The sequence below is a fragment of the Plantactinospora sp. GCM10030261 genome, from assembly GCF_042666615.1.
GTDB lineage: Bacteria > Actinomycetota > Actinomycetes > Mycobacteriales > Micromonosporaceae > KBS50.
In genome coordinates, this window is sequence record NZ_JBHTDD010000003.1 from 134,449 (window position 1) to 150,251 (window position 15,803).

General features: G+C 72.5%; 14 protein-coding genes and 1 pseudogene. 9 read left to right on the plus strand and 6 right to left on the minus strand.

Annotated elements, in window-relative coordinates:
* The first annotated feature begins 17 nt into the window (after window positions 1-17).
* Window positions 18-1,484, plus strand: coding sequence for an SDR family oxidoreductase (locus ACFQUZ_RS05685; RefSeq protein WP_377438844.1), 1,467 nt, complete (start codon window positions 18-20; stop codon window positions 1,482-1,484).
* Between the two features lie 76 nt (window positions 1,485-1,560).
* Here the strand turns inward: ACFQUZ_RS05685 and ACFQUZ_RS05690 are convergent, their stop codons facing one another.
* The 4 genes from ACFQUZ_RS05690 to ACFQUZ_RS05705 all read right to left on the minus strand — a co-directional run bounded on the left by ACFQUZ_RS05690 (window position 1,561) and on the right by ACFQUZ_RS05705 (window position 6,093).
* On the minus strand, window positions 1,561-3,654 hold the full coding sequence (locus ACFQUZ_RS05690) for a transglycosylase domain-containing protein (RefSeq protein ID WP_377438483.1): 2,094 nt from the start codon (window positions 3,652-3,654) through the stop codon (window positions 1,561-1,563).
* A 248-nt stretch (window positions 3,655-3,902) separates the two neighbouring features.
* Window positions 3,903-4,523, minus strand: coding sequence for a phosphotyrosine protein phosphatase (locus tag ACFQUZ_RS05695; protein WP_377438485.1), 621 nt, complete (start codon window positions 4,521-4,523; stop codon window positions 3,903-3,905).
* Window positions 4,524-5,168 (minus strand): L-threonylcarbamoyladenylate synthase, encoded by a 645-nt coding sequence (locus ACFQUZ_RS05700; RefSeq protein ID WP_377438487.1) that lies wholly within the window; start codon window positions 5,166-5,168, stop codon window positions 4,524-4,526.
* A 70-nt stretch (window positions 5,169-5,238) separates the two neighbouring features.
* A complete protein-coding gene (locus ACFQUZ_RS05705; protein WP_377438489.1) occupies window positions 5,239-6,093 on the minus strand; it encodes a PP2C family protein-serine/threonine phosphatase in 855 nt (284 codons plus the stop codon).
* Here ACFQUZ_RS05705 and ACFQUZ_RS05710 point away from each other — a divergent pair.
* The 7 genes and pseudogenes from ACFQUZ_RS05710 to ACFQUZ_RS05740 all read left to right on the plus strand — a co-directional run.
* A complete protein-coding gene (locus ACFQUZ_RS05710) occupies window positions 6,093-6,245 on the plus strand; it encodes a hypothetical protein (RefSeq protein WP_377438491.1) in 153 nt (50 codons plus the stop codon). The two genes, ACFQUZ_RS05705 and ACFQUZ_RS05710, sit on opposite strands and share 1 nt — an antisense overlap.
* A gap of 121 nt (window positions 6,246-6,366) precedes the next feature.
* Window positions 6,367-7,509, plus strand: coding sequence for a S1 family peptidase (locus ACFQUZ_RS05715; RefSeq protein WP_377438493.1), 1,143 nt, complete (start codon window positions 6,367-6,369; stop codon window positions 7,507-7,509).
* 203 nt (window positions 7,510-7,712) lie between these two features.
* Window positions 7,713-8,708, plus strand: coding sequence for a diacylglycerol/lipid kinase family protein (locus tag ACFQUZ_RS05720; RefSeq protein ID WP_377438495.1), 996 nt, complete (start codon window positions 7,713-7,715; stop codon window positions 8,706-8,708).
* 49 nt (window positions 8,709-8,757) lie between these two features.
* Complete coding sequence (locus ACFQUZ_RS05725) at window positions 8,758-9,753, plus strand: YihY/virulence factor BrkB family protein (RefSeq protein WP_377438497.1); 996 nt, start codon at window positions 8,758-8,760, stop codon at window positions 9,751-9,753.
* Between the two features lie 140 nt (window positions 9,754-9,893).
* Window positions 9,894-11,438 carry a phosphatase PAP2 family protein gene (locus tag ACFQUZ_RS05730; protein ID WP_377438499.1) on the plus strand — a complete coding sequence of 515 codons (1,545 nt, stop codon included), beginning with the start codon at window positions 9,894-9,896 and terminating at the stop codon, window positions 11,436-11,438.
* 86 nt (window positions 11,439-11,524) lie between these two features.
* Complete coding sequence (locus ACFQUZ_RS05735) at window positions 11,525-12,235, plus strand: phosphotransferase (RefSeq protein ID WP_377438502.1); 711 nt, start codon at window positions 11,525-11,527, stop codon at window positions 12,233-12,235.
* Window positions 12,236-12,352: 117 nt separating this feature from the next.
* Window positions 12,353-13,024 (plus strand): annotated as a pseudogene (locus tag ACFQUZ_RS05740) (helix-turn-helix domain-containing protein); the annotation flags it as partial.
* Window positions 13,025-13,171: 147 nt separating this feature from the next.
* Here ACFQUZ_RS05740 and ACFQUZ_RS05745 read toward each other — a convergent pair.
* On the minus strand, window positions 13,172-13,993 hold the full coding sequence (locus tag ACFQUZ_RS05745) for an META domain-containing protein (RefSeq protein ID WP_377438503.1): 822 nt from the start codon (window positions 13,991-13,993) through the stop codon (window positions 13,172-13,174).
* A gap of 183 nt (window positions 13,994-14,176) precedes the next feature.
* On the opposite strand from ACFQUZ_RS05745, the gene ACFQUZ_RS05750 reads away from it, so the two are divergent.
* Complete coding sequence (locus ACFQUZ_RS05750) at window positions 14,177-14,779, plus strand: ATP-dependent Clp protease proteolytic subunit (RefSeq protein ID WP_377438505.1); 603 nt, start codon at window positions 14,177-14,179, stop codon at window positions 14,777-14,779.
* On the opposite strand, the gene ACFQUZ_RS05755 is transcribed toward ACFQUZ_RS05750, so the two are convergent.
* A complete protein-coding gene (locus tag ACFQUZ_RS05755; protein WP_377438507.1) occupies window positions 14,780-15,751 on the minus strand; it encodes a DUF5937 family protein in 972 nt (323 codons plus the stop codon).
* Window positions 15,752-15,803 lie beyond the last annotated feature (52 nt).

A 15,803-nucleotide genomic window follows, 5' to 3' on the forward strand; every position in this document is an offset into this window, starting at 1 on the left:
GCGGCACGATGGGGATCATGAGATGCCTGGTCACCGGCGCCACCGGATACATCGGCGGCCGGCTGGTCCCCCGCCTGCTCGCCGCCGGTCACGAGGTGCGCTGCCTGAGCCGGGACCCCCGCCGACTGCGGGACGCGCCGTGGGCCGGCAACGTGGAGATCGTCGAGGGTGATCTCGGCGCGCCGGGGACGTTGCCCGCCGCGTTCGCCGACGTGGACGTGGCGTACTACCTGGTGCACTCGCTCGGTCAGCACGGGTTCGAAGCGGCGGACCGGGCGGCCGCGACGAACGTGGCCGAGGCTGCGCGGGCCGCCGGCGTACGCCGGATCGTCTATCTCGGTGGCCCGGAGCCGGCGGCCGGCGACGGACCGGTCTCGCCGCACCTGCGCTCCCGGGCCGAGGTCGGCCGGATCCTCCTGGCGAGCGGCGTACCCACCGCCGTGCTCCGAGCCGCGGTGATCATCGGCTCCGGCTCGGCGTCCTTCGAGATGCTCCGCTACCTCACCGAGCGGCTGCCGGTCATGATCACCCCTCGTTGGGTACACAACCGGATCCAGCCGATCGCCGTCCGGGACGTGCTGCGTTACCTGGTCGGCTGCGCCACCCTGCCGGTCGAGGTGAACCGCGGCTTCGACATCGCCGGACCCGACGTGCTCACCTTCGCCGAGATGATGCACCGGTACGCCGCGGTGGCCGGCCTGCGGCGGCGGCTCGTGCTGCCCACCCGGGTCCTCAGCCCGAGCCTGTCGTCGCACTGGGTGGGTGTGGTCACCCCGGTGCCGAACGCGATCGCCCGGCCGCTTGTGGAAAGCCTGGTCCACGAGGCGGTGGCGCGGGAACACGACATCGCCCGGTACGTCCCGGACGACGGCCTGACCGGCTTCGACCGGGCGGTCGAGCTGGCCCTGGCCAGGGTCCGCGACGCCGACGTGGAAACCCGGTGGTCGACGGCGAGCGGCCTGGACGCGGCGGCCGAACCGCTGCCCAGCGACCCGGACTGGTCCGGCGGCTCGGCCTACACCGACGACCGGGAGATAAGGGTGGCCGCCTCCCGCGCCGACCTGTGGCGGGTCGTCGAGGGGGTGGGCGGCGACAACGGCTGGTACTCGTTCCCGCTGGCGTGGTCGGTCCGGGGTTGGCTGGACCGCGCGGCCGGCGGGGTGGGGCTGCGCCGGGGACGTCGAGACCCGCACCGGCTGCTTATCGGCGAGGCGCTCGACTTCTGGCGGGTGGAGGAGATCGTCCCCGGCGAACTGCTCCGGCTGCGGGCCGAGATGCGCCTGCCCGGCGCGGCCTGGCTGGAGCTGCGGGCGGTGGACGACGGGACGGCCGGCAGCCGCTACCGGCAGCGCGCCGTATTCGTGCCGCGCGGCCTGGCCGGGCACGCGTACTGGGCGGCCCTGACGCCGTTCCACGCGGTCATCTTCGGCGGGATGGCGCGCAACCTCGCCCGGCGCGCCGAGCGGGAGGGATGGACCTCCTAGCCGGGGGCCAGTCCCCGCGCGGGACGCTTGGCCAAGGGCCGTTCCCGCGCGGGGCACCAGTCGTGTGGACCCTGTCTCACGGCACGCCCAGCGCGAGCCGGCGGCTCGGCGGGGCGAAGGCGGCGACCGGCTTGCCACGCAACGCCTCCTCCATCACCCGGCCGACCGCCACCGTCAACTGGGCCTGCACCTCCCGGCCGACCGCGTCGCGCGGGTTGTCGGGATTGGTGGCGATGCCGGCGACCGCGACCTGCGGGGTGTACGCCACCACGGTCTCCGTCGCGTACCCCTCGTTGCTGCCGGTCTTGCCGGCGATCGGCCGGTTGGGGACGACCTGCCGGAGCTGACCGCCGGTGCCGCCATCGCACTGGTTGAAGGCCGACTGGTCACCCACCGGGCAGCGGGCAGCGTCGGTCGCCGCCCGTGCCGTGTCCGCCGGCAGCACCTGCCGGCAGGCCGGGTCCGCCGCCGGCACCGGCCGGCCGGCCGCGTCCCAGATCGACGTGACCGGCGACGGCGCGCAGTACCTCCCCTCGGCCGCCACTGTGGCGTAGGCATTGGCCAGGTCCAGCGGCGTGGTGGCGGAGACGCCCAGGGTGAACGGACCCCACAGGTGGGCACCGTCCACCGCCAGCCGCGCGTCGTCCTCGGCCCGGAAGGTGATGCCCAGCCGCTGGGCCATCTCCACCACCCGCTCCGCGCCGACGGTCTCCTGGAGGTGGACGAAGTAGGTGTTGACCGACCGGCCGAAGGCGGTCCACATGTTGCGTAACCCGCTCTGCGTCTCGGGACTGGCGTTCTGCGGACACCAGAGCCCGCCGCAGCTCGCGGGCCCGTCCACCGGATAGCGGGTGAGCAGCTTGGCCGGGGCGTTGTACGGACTGTTCAGCGGCATCCCGGCCTCCAGCGCGGCCAGCAGTGTGAACAGTTTGAAGGTGGAGCCGGCCTGGTAGCCCACGATGTCCCCGCCCCCGGCCACGAGCTGGTTCATGGTGTTCGGATAGTTGACCTGACCGGGCGGATTGGCCGTCAGCCCGTAGTGCCGGTTCACCGCCATGGCGAGCACCCGGCCGGTCCCCGGCTGCACCACCGCGAGCGGCGCCGCGCGCGGGCTGGCATAGCCGTAGATGCCTGTCACCTGTCGCACCGCGGCGGACTGGACGTCGAGATCGAGCGAGCTGACGATGCGGTAGCCGCCCCGGCGCAACGCGTTACGCCGGTCGTTGACCGTGGACCCGAAGGCGGGCTGCTGTTCCCACCACCGCGCCACGTAGTCGCAGAAGAATCCCCAGTCGTCGCCGGTCGGTGAGACACAGTTGCCCGGCATGGGACTCGGGCGCAGTCCCAGCGGCGCCACCGCGGCGCGTTTCCGCTCGGCGGGGGAGATGATGCCCAGCTCGACGAGTTGGTCCAGCACGTACGTCCGGCGGGGCAGGGCCGCGGTCGCGTCACCGTTGATCGGGTCGTACTGCTCCGGCGACTGGACCAGGCCGGCGAGCAGCGCCGCCTCGGGCAGGTTCAGAGCCGCGGCGGGCTTGCTGAAGTACCGCTGGGCGGCGGCGGAGACCCCGTATGCGCCGGCGCCGAAGTAGGCGATGTTCAGGTACCGGCTGAGGATCTCGTCCTTGCCGAGCTCGCGCTCCAGCGCCAGCGCGTACCGCATCTCCTGGACCTTGCGGCCGACGCTCGTCTCGGTGGCCGCGGCCCGCTCCGCCTCGGTGAGCGAGGGGTCGGTCTTCCGCACGTTCCGCACGTATTGCATGGTCAGCGTGGAGGCCCCCTGCCGGGTCTCACCGCCCACCCGGTTGGCCACGAAGGCCCGGACCACGCCGCGCAGGTCCACCCCACGATGCTGGTAGAAGCGGGTGTCCTCGGCCGCCACCATGGCGTGTCGCATGATCGGGGCCACCGCCTGGAGCGGGACGTCCTGCCGGTTCTCGGCGAAGTAGGTGGTAATCAACGTCCGGCCGTCGTTGGCGTACAGGTAGGAGCGCTGCGGGTTGGACGGCGTGTCGAGATTCGCGGGCAGGTCCGCGTACGGCCGGGTGACGGTGGCGAGACCCCAGCCGGCGACCAGGTGGACGGGGAGCATGACGGCCGCGAGGAGCAGACCGCCCAGCACACCGGACAGGACGACCGTGGCGGCGACCGAGAGCTTGGATCGGACCATCGGGGCACCTCGCGCATCGGGTTGGGCTGATGCGCTTCAGGATTGCCGATTACGGCATTATTGTGAGGGTTACCCGCGAAACACCCCCAATGGGGTCAAGCCCCCACGAGCAGGCGAGCCCCCCAACCCTCCCCATCACTACTCTCCGCGATCTTGAACTTTTGGCGCCGACAAAAGCCGTAAAAGGTACGAAAGGTCAACCCAAACCGCAAGATCGTGGCGGAACGGGAGGCCGGGGAGCTAGTTAGTTAGGGAAGCAAGGTGGCGGCCAGCGGTTGGACGGTCTCCTCAATCTCGTCCGCCACCCGGCTGAAGCACTGATCGCCCCGCCCCCACGGATCGTCCAGGTCGTCCCCGGGCTGCGCGTTGGTCCCCCGTCGGGCCGTGTTCGCGGCCTCGACCAGGGCCACCCCGCGAGCGTAGACGGCCTCGGCGGTGGCATCCGCCGCCGGCAGGGTCGACAGGTCGAGCATCGGCAGCAGCCGGCCGAACTCGCCGAGCACGAACGTCCGGTCGGCCGCGTCGGGGCGCAGCGCCAGCACGTACTCGTGCTGATCGGCGGTCGCGGTGAGGACCAGGTCGGCTGCGTCGATCTGGTCCGAGCGCAGCCGGCGGGCCGCGAACCCCTCGACGTCACCACCGCGCGACCGGACCTGCCGGGCGGCCGGCGGGTTCATCCCCTCGCCGGCGTGCCAGCCGCCGGTGCCCGCGCTGTGACTGTGCAACAGCTCGTCGGCGAGGCCGGCCGGCACGTCCCCGCCGCGCGACCGCGCCAGCCGCTCCCGCACCGCGAGGACGAGCAGCCGCTCGGCCATCGGCGACCGGCAGATGTTTCCCATGCAGACGTGCAGGACGGTGAACGGCGGCACTCACGCCTCCTGCGGGATGATGTCCGGGATCACGTCGCAGAGTCGCTCCAGTGACAGCGCACCCTGGCGCAGCACCCGCGGCTTCTCGCCCGTCACGTCCACGATCGTGCTGGGCAGCGAATCTGGACACGGCCCGGCCTCCAGGTAGGCGCGTACCGCGTACCCGAGCTGGTCACGGGCCTGCTCGGCGGTGAGCGCCGCGGGCTGGCCGTGCTTGTTCGCCGACGACACGGCCATCGGGCCCGTCTCCCGCAGCACCTCCAGCGCCACCGGATGCAGCGGCATCCGCACCGCCACCGTCCCCTGCAGGTCACCCAGATCCCACTGCAGGCTCGGCGAGTGCTCGACCACGATGGTCAGCGGACCCGGCCAGAACGCGTCGACCAGGTCCCGGGCCGTCATCGGCAGCGAGAACACCAGGCCGTCCAGGGTGTGCCGGGACCCGATCAACACCGGCGGCGGCACGTTCCGGCCGCGACCCTTCGCGTCCTGAAGGGCCTTCACCGCGTACGGGGTGAAGGCGTCGGCCCCGATCCCGTACACGGTCTCGGTGGGCAGCACCACCAGTTCGCCGTTGCGGACCGCCTCGATCGCGGCGGCGATCCCGCGGTCCCGTTCGGCCGCCGACCGGCAGTCATAGAGCATCACGGGATCAGAGTCTGCCACGCCACCCCCCGCCCCCCGCGATCTAGGGCAGATGGTCGTGAATTGATCTCTATTCACGACCATCTGCCCTAGATCGGCGGGGAGGGTGGGGTGGGGAGGGGGAGGGTGGGGAGGGTGGGCGGGCGCGGTGGGCTGGGGGTTGGGCGGTGACGCGGAGCAGGGCCACCGTCGCGTTGTCCGCGCCACCGACGGCGATCGTGTCGGCGGTGAGCTGGCGGGCGATCTCGTCGAGGTCGGCGTCCCGGCTCAACAGCCGCCGCAGCCGGTGGTAGTCGAGCTGATCGGTGATGCCGTCGGTGCACAGGCAGTAGACGTCGCCCGGCAGCAGGGAGACGCGCAGCAGATCCGGTTCCGGCTGTTCCGGATGACCCACGTACCGGGTGAGCTGGTAGCGGGCCGCCGCCGCCTCGGCCGAGTCGGCCGCGTACCAGCCGTGCACCAGGCCCAGCCAGGCGGTGGTGTGATCGACGGTGAGCAGTTCCAGCAGCCCGCCGCGCAGCCGGTACGCCCGCGAGTCGCCGAGCTGCACGATCCACGCGTCCCGGCCGGTCGGCCCGGCGAGCAGCGCGGTCAGGGTGCATCCGGTCAGCTCGCCCAGCTCGGCCCCGGCCCGGGTCACCTGATCCTGGGTGTCCGCCACGGCGGTGCGTAGCTCGTCCGGACCGGCCGCCGCGCCGATCCCCCGGATCTGGTCGACGAGAGTCGTCATCGCGGTGGCCCCGGCCACGGTGCTGCCCCGCCCGCCGCCCATTCCGTCCGCCACGGCCAGGAACGGCAGCTCGGGGTCGATGTGCAGGACGTCGAAGTTGGCCGGGTACCGGCTGCCCACGCAGGTGGCGCCGGCCACCGACAACCGGCGGCGACCGCGGTCGAAGCTCCGCACAGTGTCCGCGAGCGATTGCATTGCGCCAGTATGCCGGGCTGTTCCGGCCGACGTCGGACAACCGGCCGCCGCTGCGTTTCCGGGTCGAGTCGGTGCCGGGAGACACCCGGTTCCGGGTGCTGTTGCCGCTGGCCGGGGCGGCGTCGGGGGGTCAGATCGACGAGACGTTATGACGTAGTCGATATGTATCGCTTGACGGGTGTCACATTTAGCGTGGGTTTCGTCCCCGGCGGCGCCCGAAGGTGGCCTTTCATCCTCATCGGGCGTGGTCTACCCCCGATGAAGGGACTGTGCATGCTCAACCGACTCGCGTCCGCCGCGGCCGCCACAGCGCTCGCGGCGGGCCTGGTGGCCACCGCACCCCAGGCGGTCACCGCGGCACCCCCACCCACCCCCGCCCCCGCGACCGACCAGGTGTCGCCGGATCTGCTCCAGGCCATGCAACGGGACCTCGGCCTGGACGAGGACGCCGCCCGGGCCCGACTGAGCGCCGACGCCCGTGCCGCGACCGCGGAGCGGTCACTGCGGGCCGCGCTCGGCGACCGGTTCGGCGGCGCCTGGCTGGCCGGCGGGGACACGGTGATGGTCGCCGTGACAGACGAGAAGGCCGCCTCGGAGGTCCGCGCCGCCGGAGCGGAGCCGACCCTGGTCGCCCGCGGCGAGAACCAGTTGACCAAGCTCAAGGACACCTTGGACGCGAACGCCACCAAGGCGTCCCGGTCGATCACGGGCTGGCACGTCGACGTGGCCGACAACGCCGTCGTGGTCCGCGCCACCCCGGCCGGCGCCACGGCGGCCAAGGAGTTCGCCACCGCCAGCGGCCTGCCCGCTGACGTGGTACGGGTCGAGACCGCCGCCGAGGCACCCCGACCGTTGTACGACATTCGCGGCGGCGACGCGTACCACACCCCGGTCGGTCGCTGCTCCGTCGGATTCGCGGTCTCCGGCGGGTTCGTCACCGCGGGCCACTGCGGCACCGTCGGCCAGTCGACCGAGGGTTCCAACGGGGTGGCCCAGGGCACGTTCCAGGGCTCCTCGTTCCCGGGCAACGACTACGCCTGGGTGGCGACGAACGGTTCCTGGACGCCGCAGCCGCACGTGAACGACTACGCCGGCGGCGTGGTCACCGTCTCCGGCTCGGCCGAATCGGCGGTCGGCTCCTCGGTGTGCCGGTCCGGCTCGACCACCGGCTGGCACTGCGGCACCATCCAGTCCAAGAACGAGACCGTCAACTACGCCGAGGGCGCCGTGTCCGGGATGACCCGGACCAGCGCCTGCGCCGAGCCCGGTGACTCGGGCGGCTCCTGGCTGACCGGGAACCAGGCGCAGGGCGTCACCTCCGGCGGGTCCGGCAACTGCACCTCCGGCGGCACCACGTTCTTCCAGCCCGTCAACGAGATCCTCGCCGCGTACGGGCTGAGTCTGGTCACCGGCTGAGAACCGAGACTTTCCTCCCTCGGGTGGGCGGGGCCGGCGCGAGCCGGCCCCGCCCTTTTACGCCACACCTGTCTTCCAGAACCGATATGGGCGAATAATCGACCATCCTTGCCTCCTCCCGGTTCTGAAACGCGGATCGGCTGCGCGAAACGTCACGGCGTCCGGGGTCGCCGGGATCGTTGCCGTGCTGCACACTGGCGGCCGTGGAGTCCCGAGGCGAACGCGACGGCAATGCCGGCACCTGCTCGGCCGTGGTGGTCAACCCGGCCAAGGTGACCGACCTGGACGAGTTGCGGGGCACCGTGACGGACGCGCTGACGGCGGCCGGATGGGCGGAGCCGCTGTGGTACGAGACCACGGTCGAGGACCCCGGAAAGGGCCAGACCCGGCAGGCGATCGAGGCGGGCGCGGAGGTGGTGTTCGCCTGCGGCGGCGACGGTACGGTGCTGTCCTGCGTCAACTCGCTGGTCGGCACGGACGTGGCGCTCGCGGTGCTGCCCAGCGGCACGGGCAACCTGCTGGCCGCGAATCTCGGCCTGTCCGACGACCTCGCCGCCGGCATCCAGGTGGCGATCGAGCGCGGCAAGCGTCAACTCGACGTGGGTGAGCTGGACGGCCAGTACTTCACCGTGATGGCCGGCATGGGCTTCGACGCCAAGATGCTGGCCGACACCTCGGAGACCACCAAGCGGCGGATCGGCTGGCCGGCGTACGTGATGGGGGCGGCCCGGCACCTGCGCGACCGGCCGATGCGGCTGACCATCAAGATCGACGACGGCCCGCCGGTGCGCCGCCGGGCCAAATCGGTGCTGGTGGCCAACGTGGGCCGGTTGCAGGGCGGGCTGCGGTTGCTGGCAGACGCCGAGCCGGACGACGGCCTGCTCGACATCGCGGTGCTGTCCCCGCGGACCATCGGCCACTGGGTGGCGCTCGGCTGGGCGGTGGCGCGACGCCGCGAGCGGGTGCCCCGGATGCAGGTGCTGCGCGGGCGGCGGGTAGAGATCCGGAGCACCCGGGCGCAGCCGCGCGAACTCGACGGCGACGTGATCGATCCGGGCCGCACGCTGAACGTGCGGGTCCGGCCCGAGGCGCTCTGGCTCTGCGTGCCACGTCCCGAGGAGGCGCCGGACATCTCGGTGGACGCCGACGCGGTGGCCGAACGCGGCGAGCGGTTCGTCGAGGAGGCGCATCGTGACTGAGAGTTCCGTTGGCTAGCCAGGTCCCGGCGGTGATTGCGCGGAGCGGGCGATGAGCAGCACCCGGATCGTCCCCGAGACCCGCCTGATGGCGGAGAACGAACTCACCGCCGACGACGCCTGGCACACCCTGCGCCGGCACGGCGGGTGGCACCTGCTGCGGGACGCGTTCATCCGGTTCCGGTACGGCGACGGGTTCAGCCACTCCCGGGCGCTCGCCCTGCAGCTCTGCCTCGCCGTGGTGCCGTTCCTGATCGCCCTCACCGGGCTGGTCGGTCAGATCGGGGCGCGCCGGGGCGGCAAGGTGATCGCCGAGACCGTGGTGGCCATCACGCCGGGCGCCAGCGCCCAGATGGTCCGGGAACTGCTGGAGAACCAGGGCGACGACGCCGGCGAGGTGGCCCTGGTGCTGGGCCTGATCACCGGGCTGGTGGCGCTGACCACCACGATGGCCCAGATCGAACGGGGCGCCAACCGGATCTACGGGGTGGAGCGGGACCGGCCGGTGCACTGGAAGTACCTGCGCGCCGCGGTGCTCGCCGTCTGCGCCGGTCTGCCCGCCCTCATCGGATTCCTCATCCTGGTGGCCGGCACCCCGCTGGGCGAGGCGGTGCAGCGGCACTACGAGTGGGGCACCGCGGCGAACGCCACCTGGGCCCTGGTGCGCTGGCCGCTGAGCCTGGCCCTGACCGTCTTCGCGGTGGCCGTGCTGTTCCGGCACGCGCCCCGGCGCAAGCAACCCGGACTGTCCTGGGTGCTGTTCGGTGCCGCGCTGGGCACCGTCCTGTGGTGGGTGGCCAGCCTGATGCTTGCCGGTTACGTGCGGTTCTCCGACCAGTTCGGCCAGACGTACGGGCAGTTGACCGGGATGATGGCGCTGCTGCTGTGGGCCAACCTGACCGGCATGGCGCTGTTCGGCGGGCTGGCGTTCGCCGCCCAGTTGGAGGCGCTGCGGGTGGGCGCGCCGGAGCCGGCCCAGCCCGATCTCTGGCGGCCGGACTCGGAGCGCCGGGAGGACATGGACACCGGCGAGATGACCGCCCTGTAGACCCGGACAAACCGCACACCGGTGTACGGGCGCTCGCATCGGGGTATTGCGCTGGCCCAGACGAGCAGGAGCCGCTGCGGGTGAGCGCGAGGAGTGAGCCGGGTTGCGCGCCCGCGGTCGCGGACGAAAGGTGGGCACCGGTGGGCGCAAGCACCGAGCCGGGTCGACGGTCACCGCGGTCGGAAACCGACCGGGGTGGGGCGGGCAGGCTCCCCAATCTGGTACGCGGGCCGGTCGGCCACTTCGCCGAGCGGAGCCTCGTCGGCCTGCTGGTGATCGTCGGGGCGGGAGTGGGGTTCGGCCTGCTGCTGACGCTCGTCCACGCGGAGTGGGGGCCGTTGCGCCGGGCCGACATCGCGGTCGCCGACTGGTTCAACCAACTGGTATCGCCGTACCCGGTGCTTGTCGAGACGCTGAAGGTGGTCACCGACCTCGGCGCCACCGCGGTGCTGGCGGGGTTGGTCGGCATCGCCGCGGTCGCCCTGCTGATCCGCCGGCAGCCCCGGCTGGCCGTCTATCTGATCATCACCGGGATCGGTGGCCTGATCCTCAACCCGACCCTCAAGGCGGCGGTCGGCCGGCTCCGGCCGGTCGTCGAGGACCCGGTGGCCACGGTCCCCGGCAACAGCTTCCCGAGCGGGCACTCACTCGGCTCCTTCGTGGCGTTCGGCGCGATCCTGCTGGTCTTCCTCCCGGCCATGCAGCGGGGCTGGCGCAAAGCGGCGATCTGGATCACGGCCGTGCTGGTGGCGGTCATCGGCTTCACCAGGGTCGCCCTCTCCGTGCACTACGTCTCGGATGTGCTGGGTGCCTGGCTGCTCGGCACGGCCTGGTTGACGATCAGCGCGTACGCCTTCCGGCTGTGGCGCCGGGAGCGGGGCCAGCGTCCCACCCGGCCGCTGGCCGAGGGACTGGAGCCCGAGGCCGGGCAGGAGATCGCGCCCGCCCCGGCCGAGGAGCGGGTGTTCCCGCATCCCCGGTCCAAGGTCGCCGAACTGGTGGTCGGTTGGGTGTTGGTGTTCGGCACGCTGTACGGCTTCGGCCTGTTCGTCATCCAGCACGCCAAGGGCACCTTCCTGGAGACGATCGACCGGGTGCCGCAGGAGCTGGCCGAGGAACGCACCCGGGACTGGACAAGCGTGAGCTGGTGGTGGAGCGAGTTCGGCAACACCGGGGCGATCATCATCATCGGGCTGGTCGCCTGCGTCCTGCTGCTGGCCGTGTGGCGCCGGTGGCGTCCGGTGCTGTTCGTGGCGCTGGCGATGGCCGGTGAGATCACCCTGTTCCTGGCCACCGCCAAGGCGGTCGGCCGGCAGCGGCCTCCCGTGGAGCAACTGGACGGTGCGCTGCCCACGTCATCGTTCCCGTCCGGGCACATCGCCGCCACGCTGTGCGTCTGGACGGCGATCGCGATCGTGGTGGTGCCCCGCTCCGGTCGTTGGTGGCGCTGGGCCTTCCTGACGCTCGCCGTGGTCATGCCGCTCGGGGTGACCATCTCCCGGCTGTACCGGGGGATGCACCACCCCACCGACGCGCTGGGCTCGTTCCTGCTCTGCGCGCTGTGGATCGGGCTGGCCTACTGGGTGGTCCGGCCCAACGCGGACCTGCGCGAGGGCAACCGACCATCCTTCACGGCCGACCAGGTGGACGAGTTGGACGACGAACTGGCCCGCGCCGGTAGGTAACGGAAGGTCGTTCGAGCTGCCGCGCCCGCGCCCGACCCGGCGGCGGTGGCCGTCGAGGCTCGACTTCGACCCGTACCCTCGGTCGGGTGGGGGAGCTGGAGCTGCTGGCCCGGGGGCGCGACGCGGACGTCTTCGCACTTGACGATCGGCGGGTGCTGCGTCGTTACCGGCGCGGCGGTGACGTCCGGGGCGAGGCCGAGGTGATGCGTCACGCCGCCGCCCACGGGGTCGCCGTCCCGCTCGTGTACGGCGCCGACGGCACGGACCTGGTGCTCGAACGCCTCGACGGGCCCACGCTGGCGCAGGCACTGTTCAGCGGGCGGACGGACGTGCCGACCGCGGCGCGGCTGATCGTCGACGCGCAGACGGCCCTGCACCGGATCCCGCCACCGCGGTCGTCCGGCGACCCGGCCGTCCGCCTGCTGCATCTGGACCTGCACCCCGAGAACATCATGCTCGGCGCGCACGGGGCGGTTCTGATCGACTGGCGCAATGCCGAGGCGGGGCCGCCGGAGCTGGACGTGGCGGTGAGCGCGCTGATCCTCGCCGAGGTCGCCGTCGACCTCTCCGGCTCACTGGTCCCGCCCGTCATCGGGTCGACGAAGGCCCGGGTGACCGAGATCGCCGACGCGCTGCTCACCGCGTATCTCGCCGGCTCGCCGACCGGACCGGGCGGGCACCTCGCCGAGGCGGCGCGGCGGCGGCGGATCAACCCGAACCTCTCGACGGCCGAGAAGGGTCGGCTGGACGAGGCCGTGGCGCTGGTGCGCGAGCGGGAGCACGCCGTTCACCGGTAGCGAACGGGCTGGTCGCGGACCGCCCGGCCGGTCGATCACGGTTAGGCTGACCGCATGACCGCGAACCCGAAGCGCGGCGCGCGGACGCCGGCACCGGCCGGCTCCGGCAGCCGCCAGGTGCTCCCGACACGATCCGCCGCCGAGTCACCGGCCCCGCTGCTGCGCCGGTTGATCGGCGCGGTGCTGCGCCGGATCCGGCAGCGCCAGGGCCGGACGCTGCGCGACGTCTCCCGGGCGGCCGGGGTGTCGCTGCCCTATCTGTCCGAGCTGGAGCGTGGTCGCAAGGAGCCGTCGTCCGAGGTGCTCGGGGCGATCTGCCGGGCGCTGGGGATGCGCCTGGCGGACCTGCTCGACGAGGTGCGGGACGAGCTGTTCCGGCTGGAGTCGCCCGGTCGGCGCCCGGCGGCGAGGTTCGGCCGTCCGGGACTCGTGCCGGGACAGCCGGGTCGGGACCAGGTTACCGCCGGTTCGTCGGCCGGCCTCCGGGCCGACCGCCGGGAGCGCGGACCGGTCATGCTCGGTGGCGCGGTCCCGCACCCGCCGAACTTCCCCCGGGTCGGTACGCCAGCCCCGCTGGTCGCCGGTGTCGGCTCGCCGGAGTCGTCTGCCGGCGGGGCGCACCGGATCGGGTTCGGGCCGGCCGTCGCGGGTGACGTCCCGGTCGCCGGTGCACCCCCGCTCACCTTCCGGATCATCGGGTTCGGCGATCACGATGACCGTCCGCGGCCGCCCGAGCGGTCGTACCTCCGCGTCCGGCTCGTCGAGTCGCGTGCCGGCCGTCGGTCGTACGCCCGCCGGTCGTATCCCGGCCGACGGTCCGACGATCGTCGTCGGATCGCCACCGCGAGCCGGTCGGTGGTGTTCTGCGGGGGCGACGCGCCGGTCCGGTCCGGCGGCCGGTTCAGCGGGCCGGGCAGAGTCGGGCCCGTGACGCGGTCAGCCGCCCGCTACCAGGCGCAGGCCGTCGCCGGACGGTTGGGTTAGCGTCAGGAAGCGCCCGTCGACCCGGTGGTTGACGGTACCGCTGAGGACGGCGAGGACGGCGGACTCCAGCGACCCGGCCGGGCCGTCACACGCCCGTTCGGTCGCCGTAAGGCCGGTGACCACGATGGTGTCCGCCCGCACGTCGGCCGTGCCACCGATCTCATTGCAGCCCGTCGAGCCGGTGAGCCGGCCGTCCGTGGACACCGTGAGGTGGGCTCGGGCGCCGGCCGGCAGCGACGAGGCGGTTTCACCGTCGACGATCGTGTCGACGGTCCAGGTCGTGCCGGTCAGCGGCCGGTCCGGGTCGGCAACCTCGCGGTCGGTGAACCGGATCCGGGTGACACTGCCGTCGAGCGTCAACTGGTCCCCGGCGACCTGCCAGGTCGGCCCGTCGCCGAGGAACCGGATGAGCCACTGGTCCTGGGCCATCCGCGCCTGGTCGCAGCCCATGTCGGTGCCGGACATCTCGGGAACGGTCAGCCGGTTGCCGGTCAGCCGGACGGACCCGCTGAGCTGGTTGCAGCCGGCCGACGCCCGTAGCGTGCCGTCCGGAGCGAAGTGCAGCTCGACCCGCGTGTTCGGCGCCATGGCCCTGGGGGAGCCCGATTCGGTGACGTCGACGGACCAGAAGGTGCGTCCGGTCAGCGGATCGGGGGCGGGCACGGAGGCGACCGGGGCGGCGAGCGTGTCGGGCCGTGCGCAGGCGGCCGAGGTCAGGCCGGTGATCGTCAGAGCGGCGGCGACAAGCGCCGCGCGGGCAACGAGGCTTCGCATGTGGCTATGACGCGGTGCACCGCCGTCCGGCTCCCGACGTTTCCGGGGGCTTTTCTGCCGGCAGCAGAACTGCTCAGGGCAGAATCGCGTGCGAACCGCCGGCCCGGCGGCGACGCTGGACCGACCGGGAACTCGGGGCGCGACCGGCTCCCCGGCCGGACAGCACGGAGATGAGGCAGACCGATGACGGTATGGATGCGGGCGGAGGCCCCGTCGTCCTTCAACGACCAGGTTTTCGATCGGCTGCTCAAGGAGCGGATCGTCTTCCTCGGTGAGGAGGTGACCGACCAGTCCGCCAACACGATCTGCGCGCAGATCCTGCTGCTGGCCGCGGCCGACCCGGATCGGGACATCACGCTCTACATCAACTCTCCGGGCGGGTCGATCAGCGCCGGCATGGCCGTCTACGACACCATGCAGTTCGTCAAGAACGACATCGCCACGCTGGCCCTCGGGTTCGCCGCGTCGATGGGGCAGTTCCTGTTGAGCTGTGGCACCGCCGGTAAGCGGTACGCTCTGCCGCACACCCGGATCATGATGCACCAGTTGTCCGGCGGCATCGGCGGCACGGCGGCGGACATCGCCATCCAGGCCGAGAACATGCTGCACGTGAAGCGGACGACGAACGAGTTGCTGGCCCGGCACAGCGGACACACGGTGGAGGAGATCGAGCGGGACTCCGACCGGGACCGCTGGTTCACCGCCGAGGAGGCCCTCGGGTACGGGTTGATCGACCATGTGATCACCCGGGCCACGGAGATTCCCGGCCCGCATCCGGTCTCCTGACTACATCGTCGGTTCCGGGCCGACGAGGGTGTCCGCCCGGGCGGTGCGCAGGTGCAGGGTGGTGCGGCCGTCGCGACGGGTGGCAACGAGACCGGCCTCCCGGAGCACCGTCAGGTGCTGGGACACCGCCGCGGCGGTGACTCCGAGGCGGGCCGCGAGGCCGCTCGTGGTTTGCGGGCTGGTCAGTTGGATGAGGATCGCGGCGCGGGTGCGGCCCATGAGCTTGGCCAGGGCGTGCGGTGCCGGCCGGGCGGCTTCCCATAACGTCGCGACGCCGCGAGCGGGGTAGCGGAGGGTGCCGACCGCGACGGGCCGGGTGGCCGCCGTGACCCGCGGCCAGCAGAAGATGCTCGGGCAGAGGACCAGCCCGTGCCCGCGTACGCTCACCGCCGTCCGCTCGGTGCGGTGGGGATGGATGACGAGCTGTTCGCCATCCCATTCGACATCGGGGTGCAGGTCGGTGAAGAGGCTCTCGAACCCGCCGGTGGCGAGCGCCCCGGCACGCTGGGCGATGTCGGCGTCCAGGAGCCGGACGATGCGCTCCCAGTGCGGCGCGACGATCAGCTCGTGGCAGTGCCGTAACGCGGCCACCACCAGTGGCAGCTCGGCGCGGGGGTCGGCCTGGAACTGCCTCGCCCGCCGCGAGGTCAGGCGGGACGTGTCGATCCGCGCGCGGGCGGGTGGGGTGGCCCGGATCCGGCGGAGTTCGGTCGCCAGGTCGGGCATCCGGGAGGCGGGAGCGGGCAGCAGGAAGCCCGGCTTGACCTGGTCGTGGCTGACCAGCGCCTCGAGCAGGGGAAGATGCTCGACGGTTGCCAGCCGTGGCCTGGCCCAGCGCGTCCAGGGCAGGTGCACCGCGGGTACGCCGGGACGGATCAGGGCCGCCAGCGCCATCACCGTCTCGTACACCGGCGAGATCGCGAAGCGCACCCGGGCCAGCTCGGCGCCGGTCAGCCTAATCTCGATCTTCATGCTGCGCCCTCGGCGGTTTAGCGGAGGCTGAATCGTAGCTGCCGCGAAGCGC

Bases quoted from the DNA above. Each gene is read 5' to 3' on its own strand.
- ACFQUZ_RS05685 (WP_377438844.1), top strand. From the start codon at position 18: ATGAGATGCCTGGTCACCGGCGCCACCGGATACATCGGCGGCCGGCTG.
- ACFQUZ_RS05725 (WP_377438497.1), top strand. From the start codon at position 8,758: ATGAGCAGCACCCGGATCGTCCCCGAGACCCGCCTGATGGCGGAGAAC.
- ACFQUZ_RS05750 (WP_377438505.1), top strand. From the start codon at position 14,177: ATGACGGTATGGATGCGGGCGGAGGCCCCGTCGTCCTTCAACGACCAG.
- ACFQUZ_RS05700 (WP_377438487.1), bottom strand. From the start codon at position 5,168: ATGCTCTATGACTGCCGGTCGGCGGCCGAACGGGACCGCGGGATCGCC.
- ACFQUZ_RS05690 (WP_377438483.1), bottom strand. From the start codon at position 3,654: ATGGTCCGATCCAAGCTCTCGGTCGCCGCCACGGTCGTCCTGTCCGGT.
- ACFQUZ_RS05705 (WP_377438489.1), bottom strand. From the start codon at position 6,093: ATGCAATCGCTCGCGGACACTGTGCGGAGCTTCGACCGCGGTCGCCGC.
- ACFQUZ_RS05715 (WP_377438493.1), top strand. From the start codon at position 6,367: ATGCTCAACCGACTCGCGTCCGCCGCGGCCGCCACAGCGCTCGCGGCG.
- ACFQUZ_RS05745 (WP_377438503.1), bottom strand. From the start codon at position 13,993: ATGCGAAGCCTCGTTGCCCGCGCGGCGCTTGTCGCCGCCGCTCTGACG.
- ACFQUZ_RS05755 (WP_377438507.1), bottom strand. From the start codon at position 15,751: ATGAAGATCGAGATTAGGCTGACCGGCGCCGAGCTGGCCCGGGTGCGC.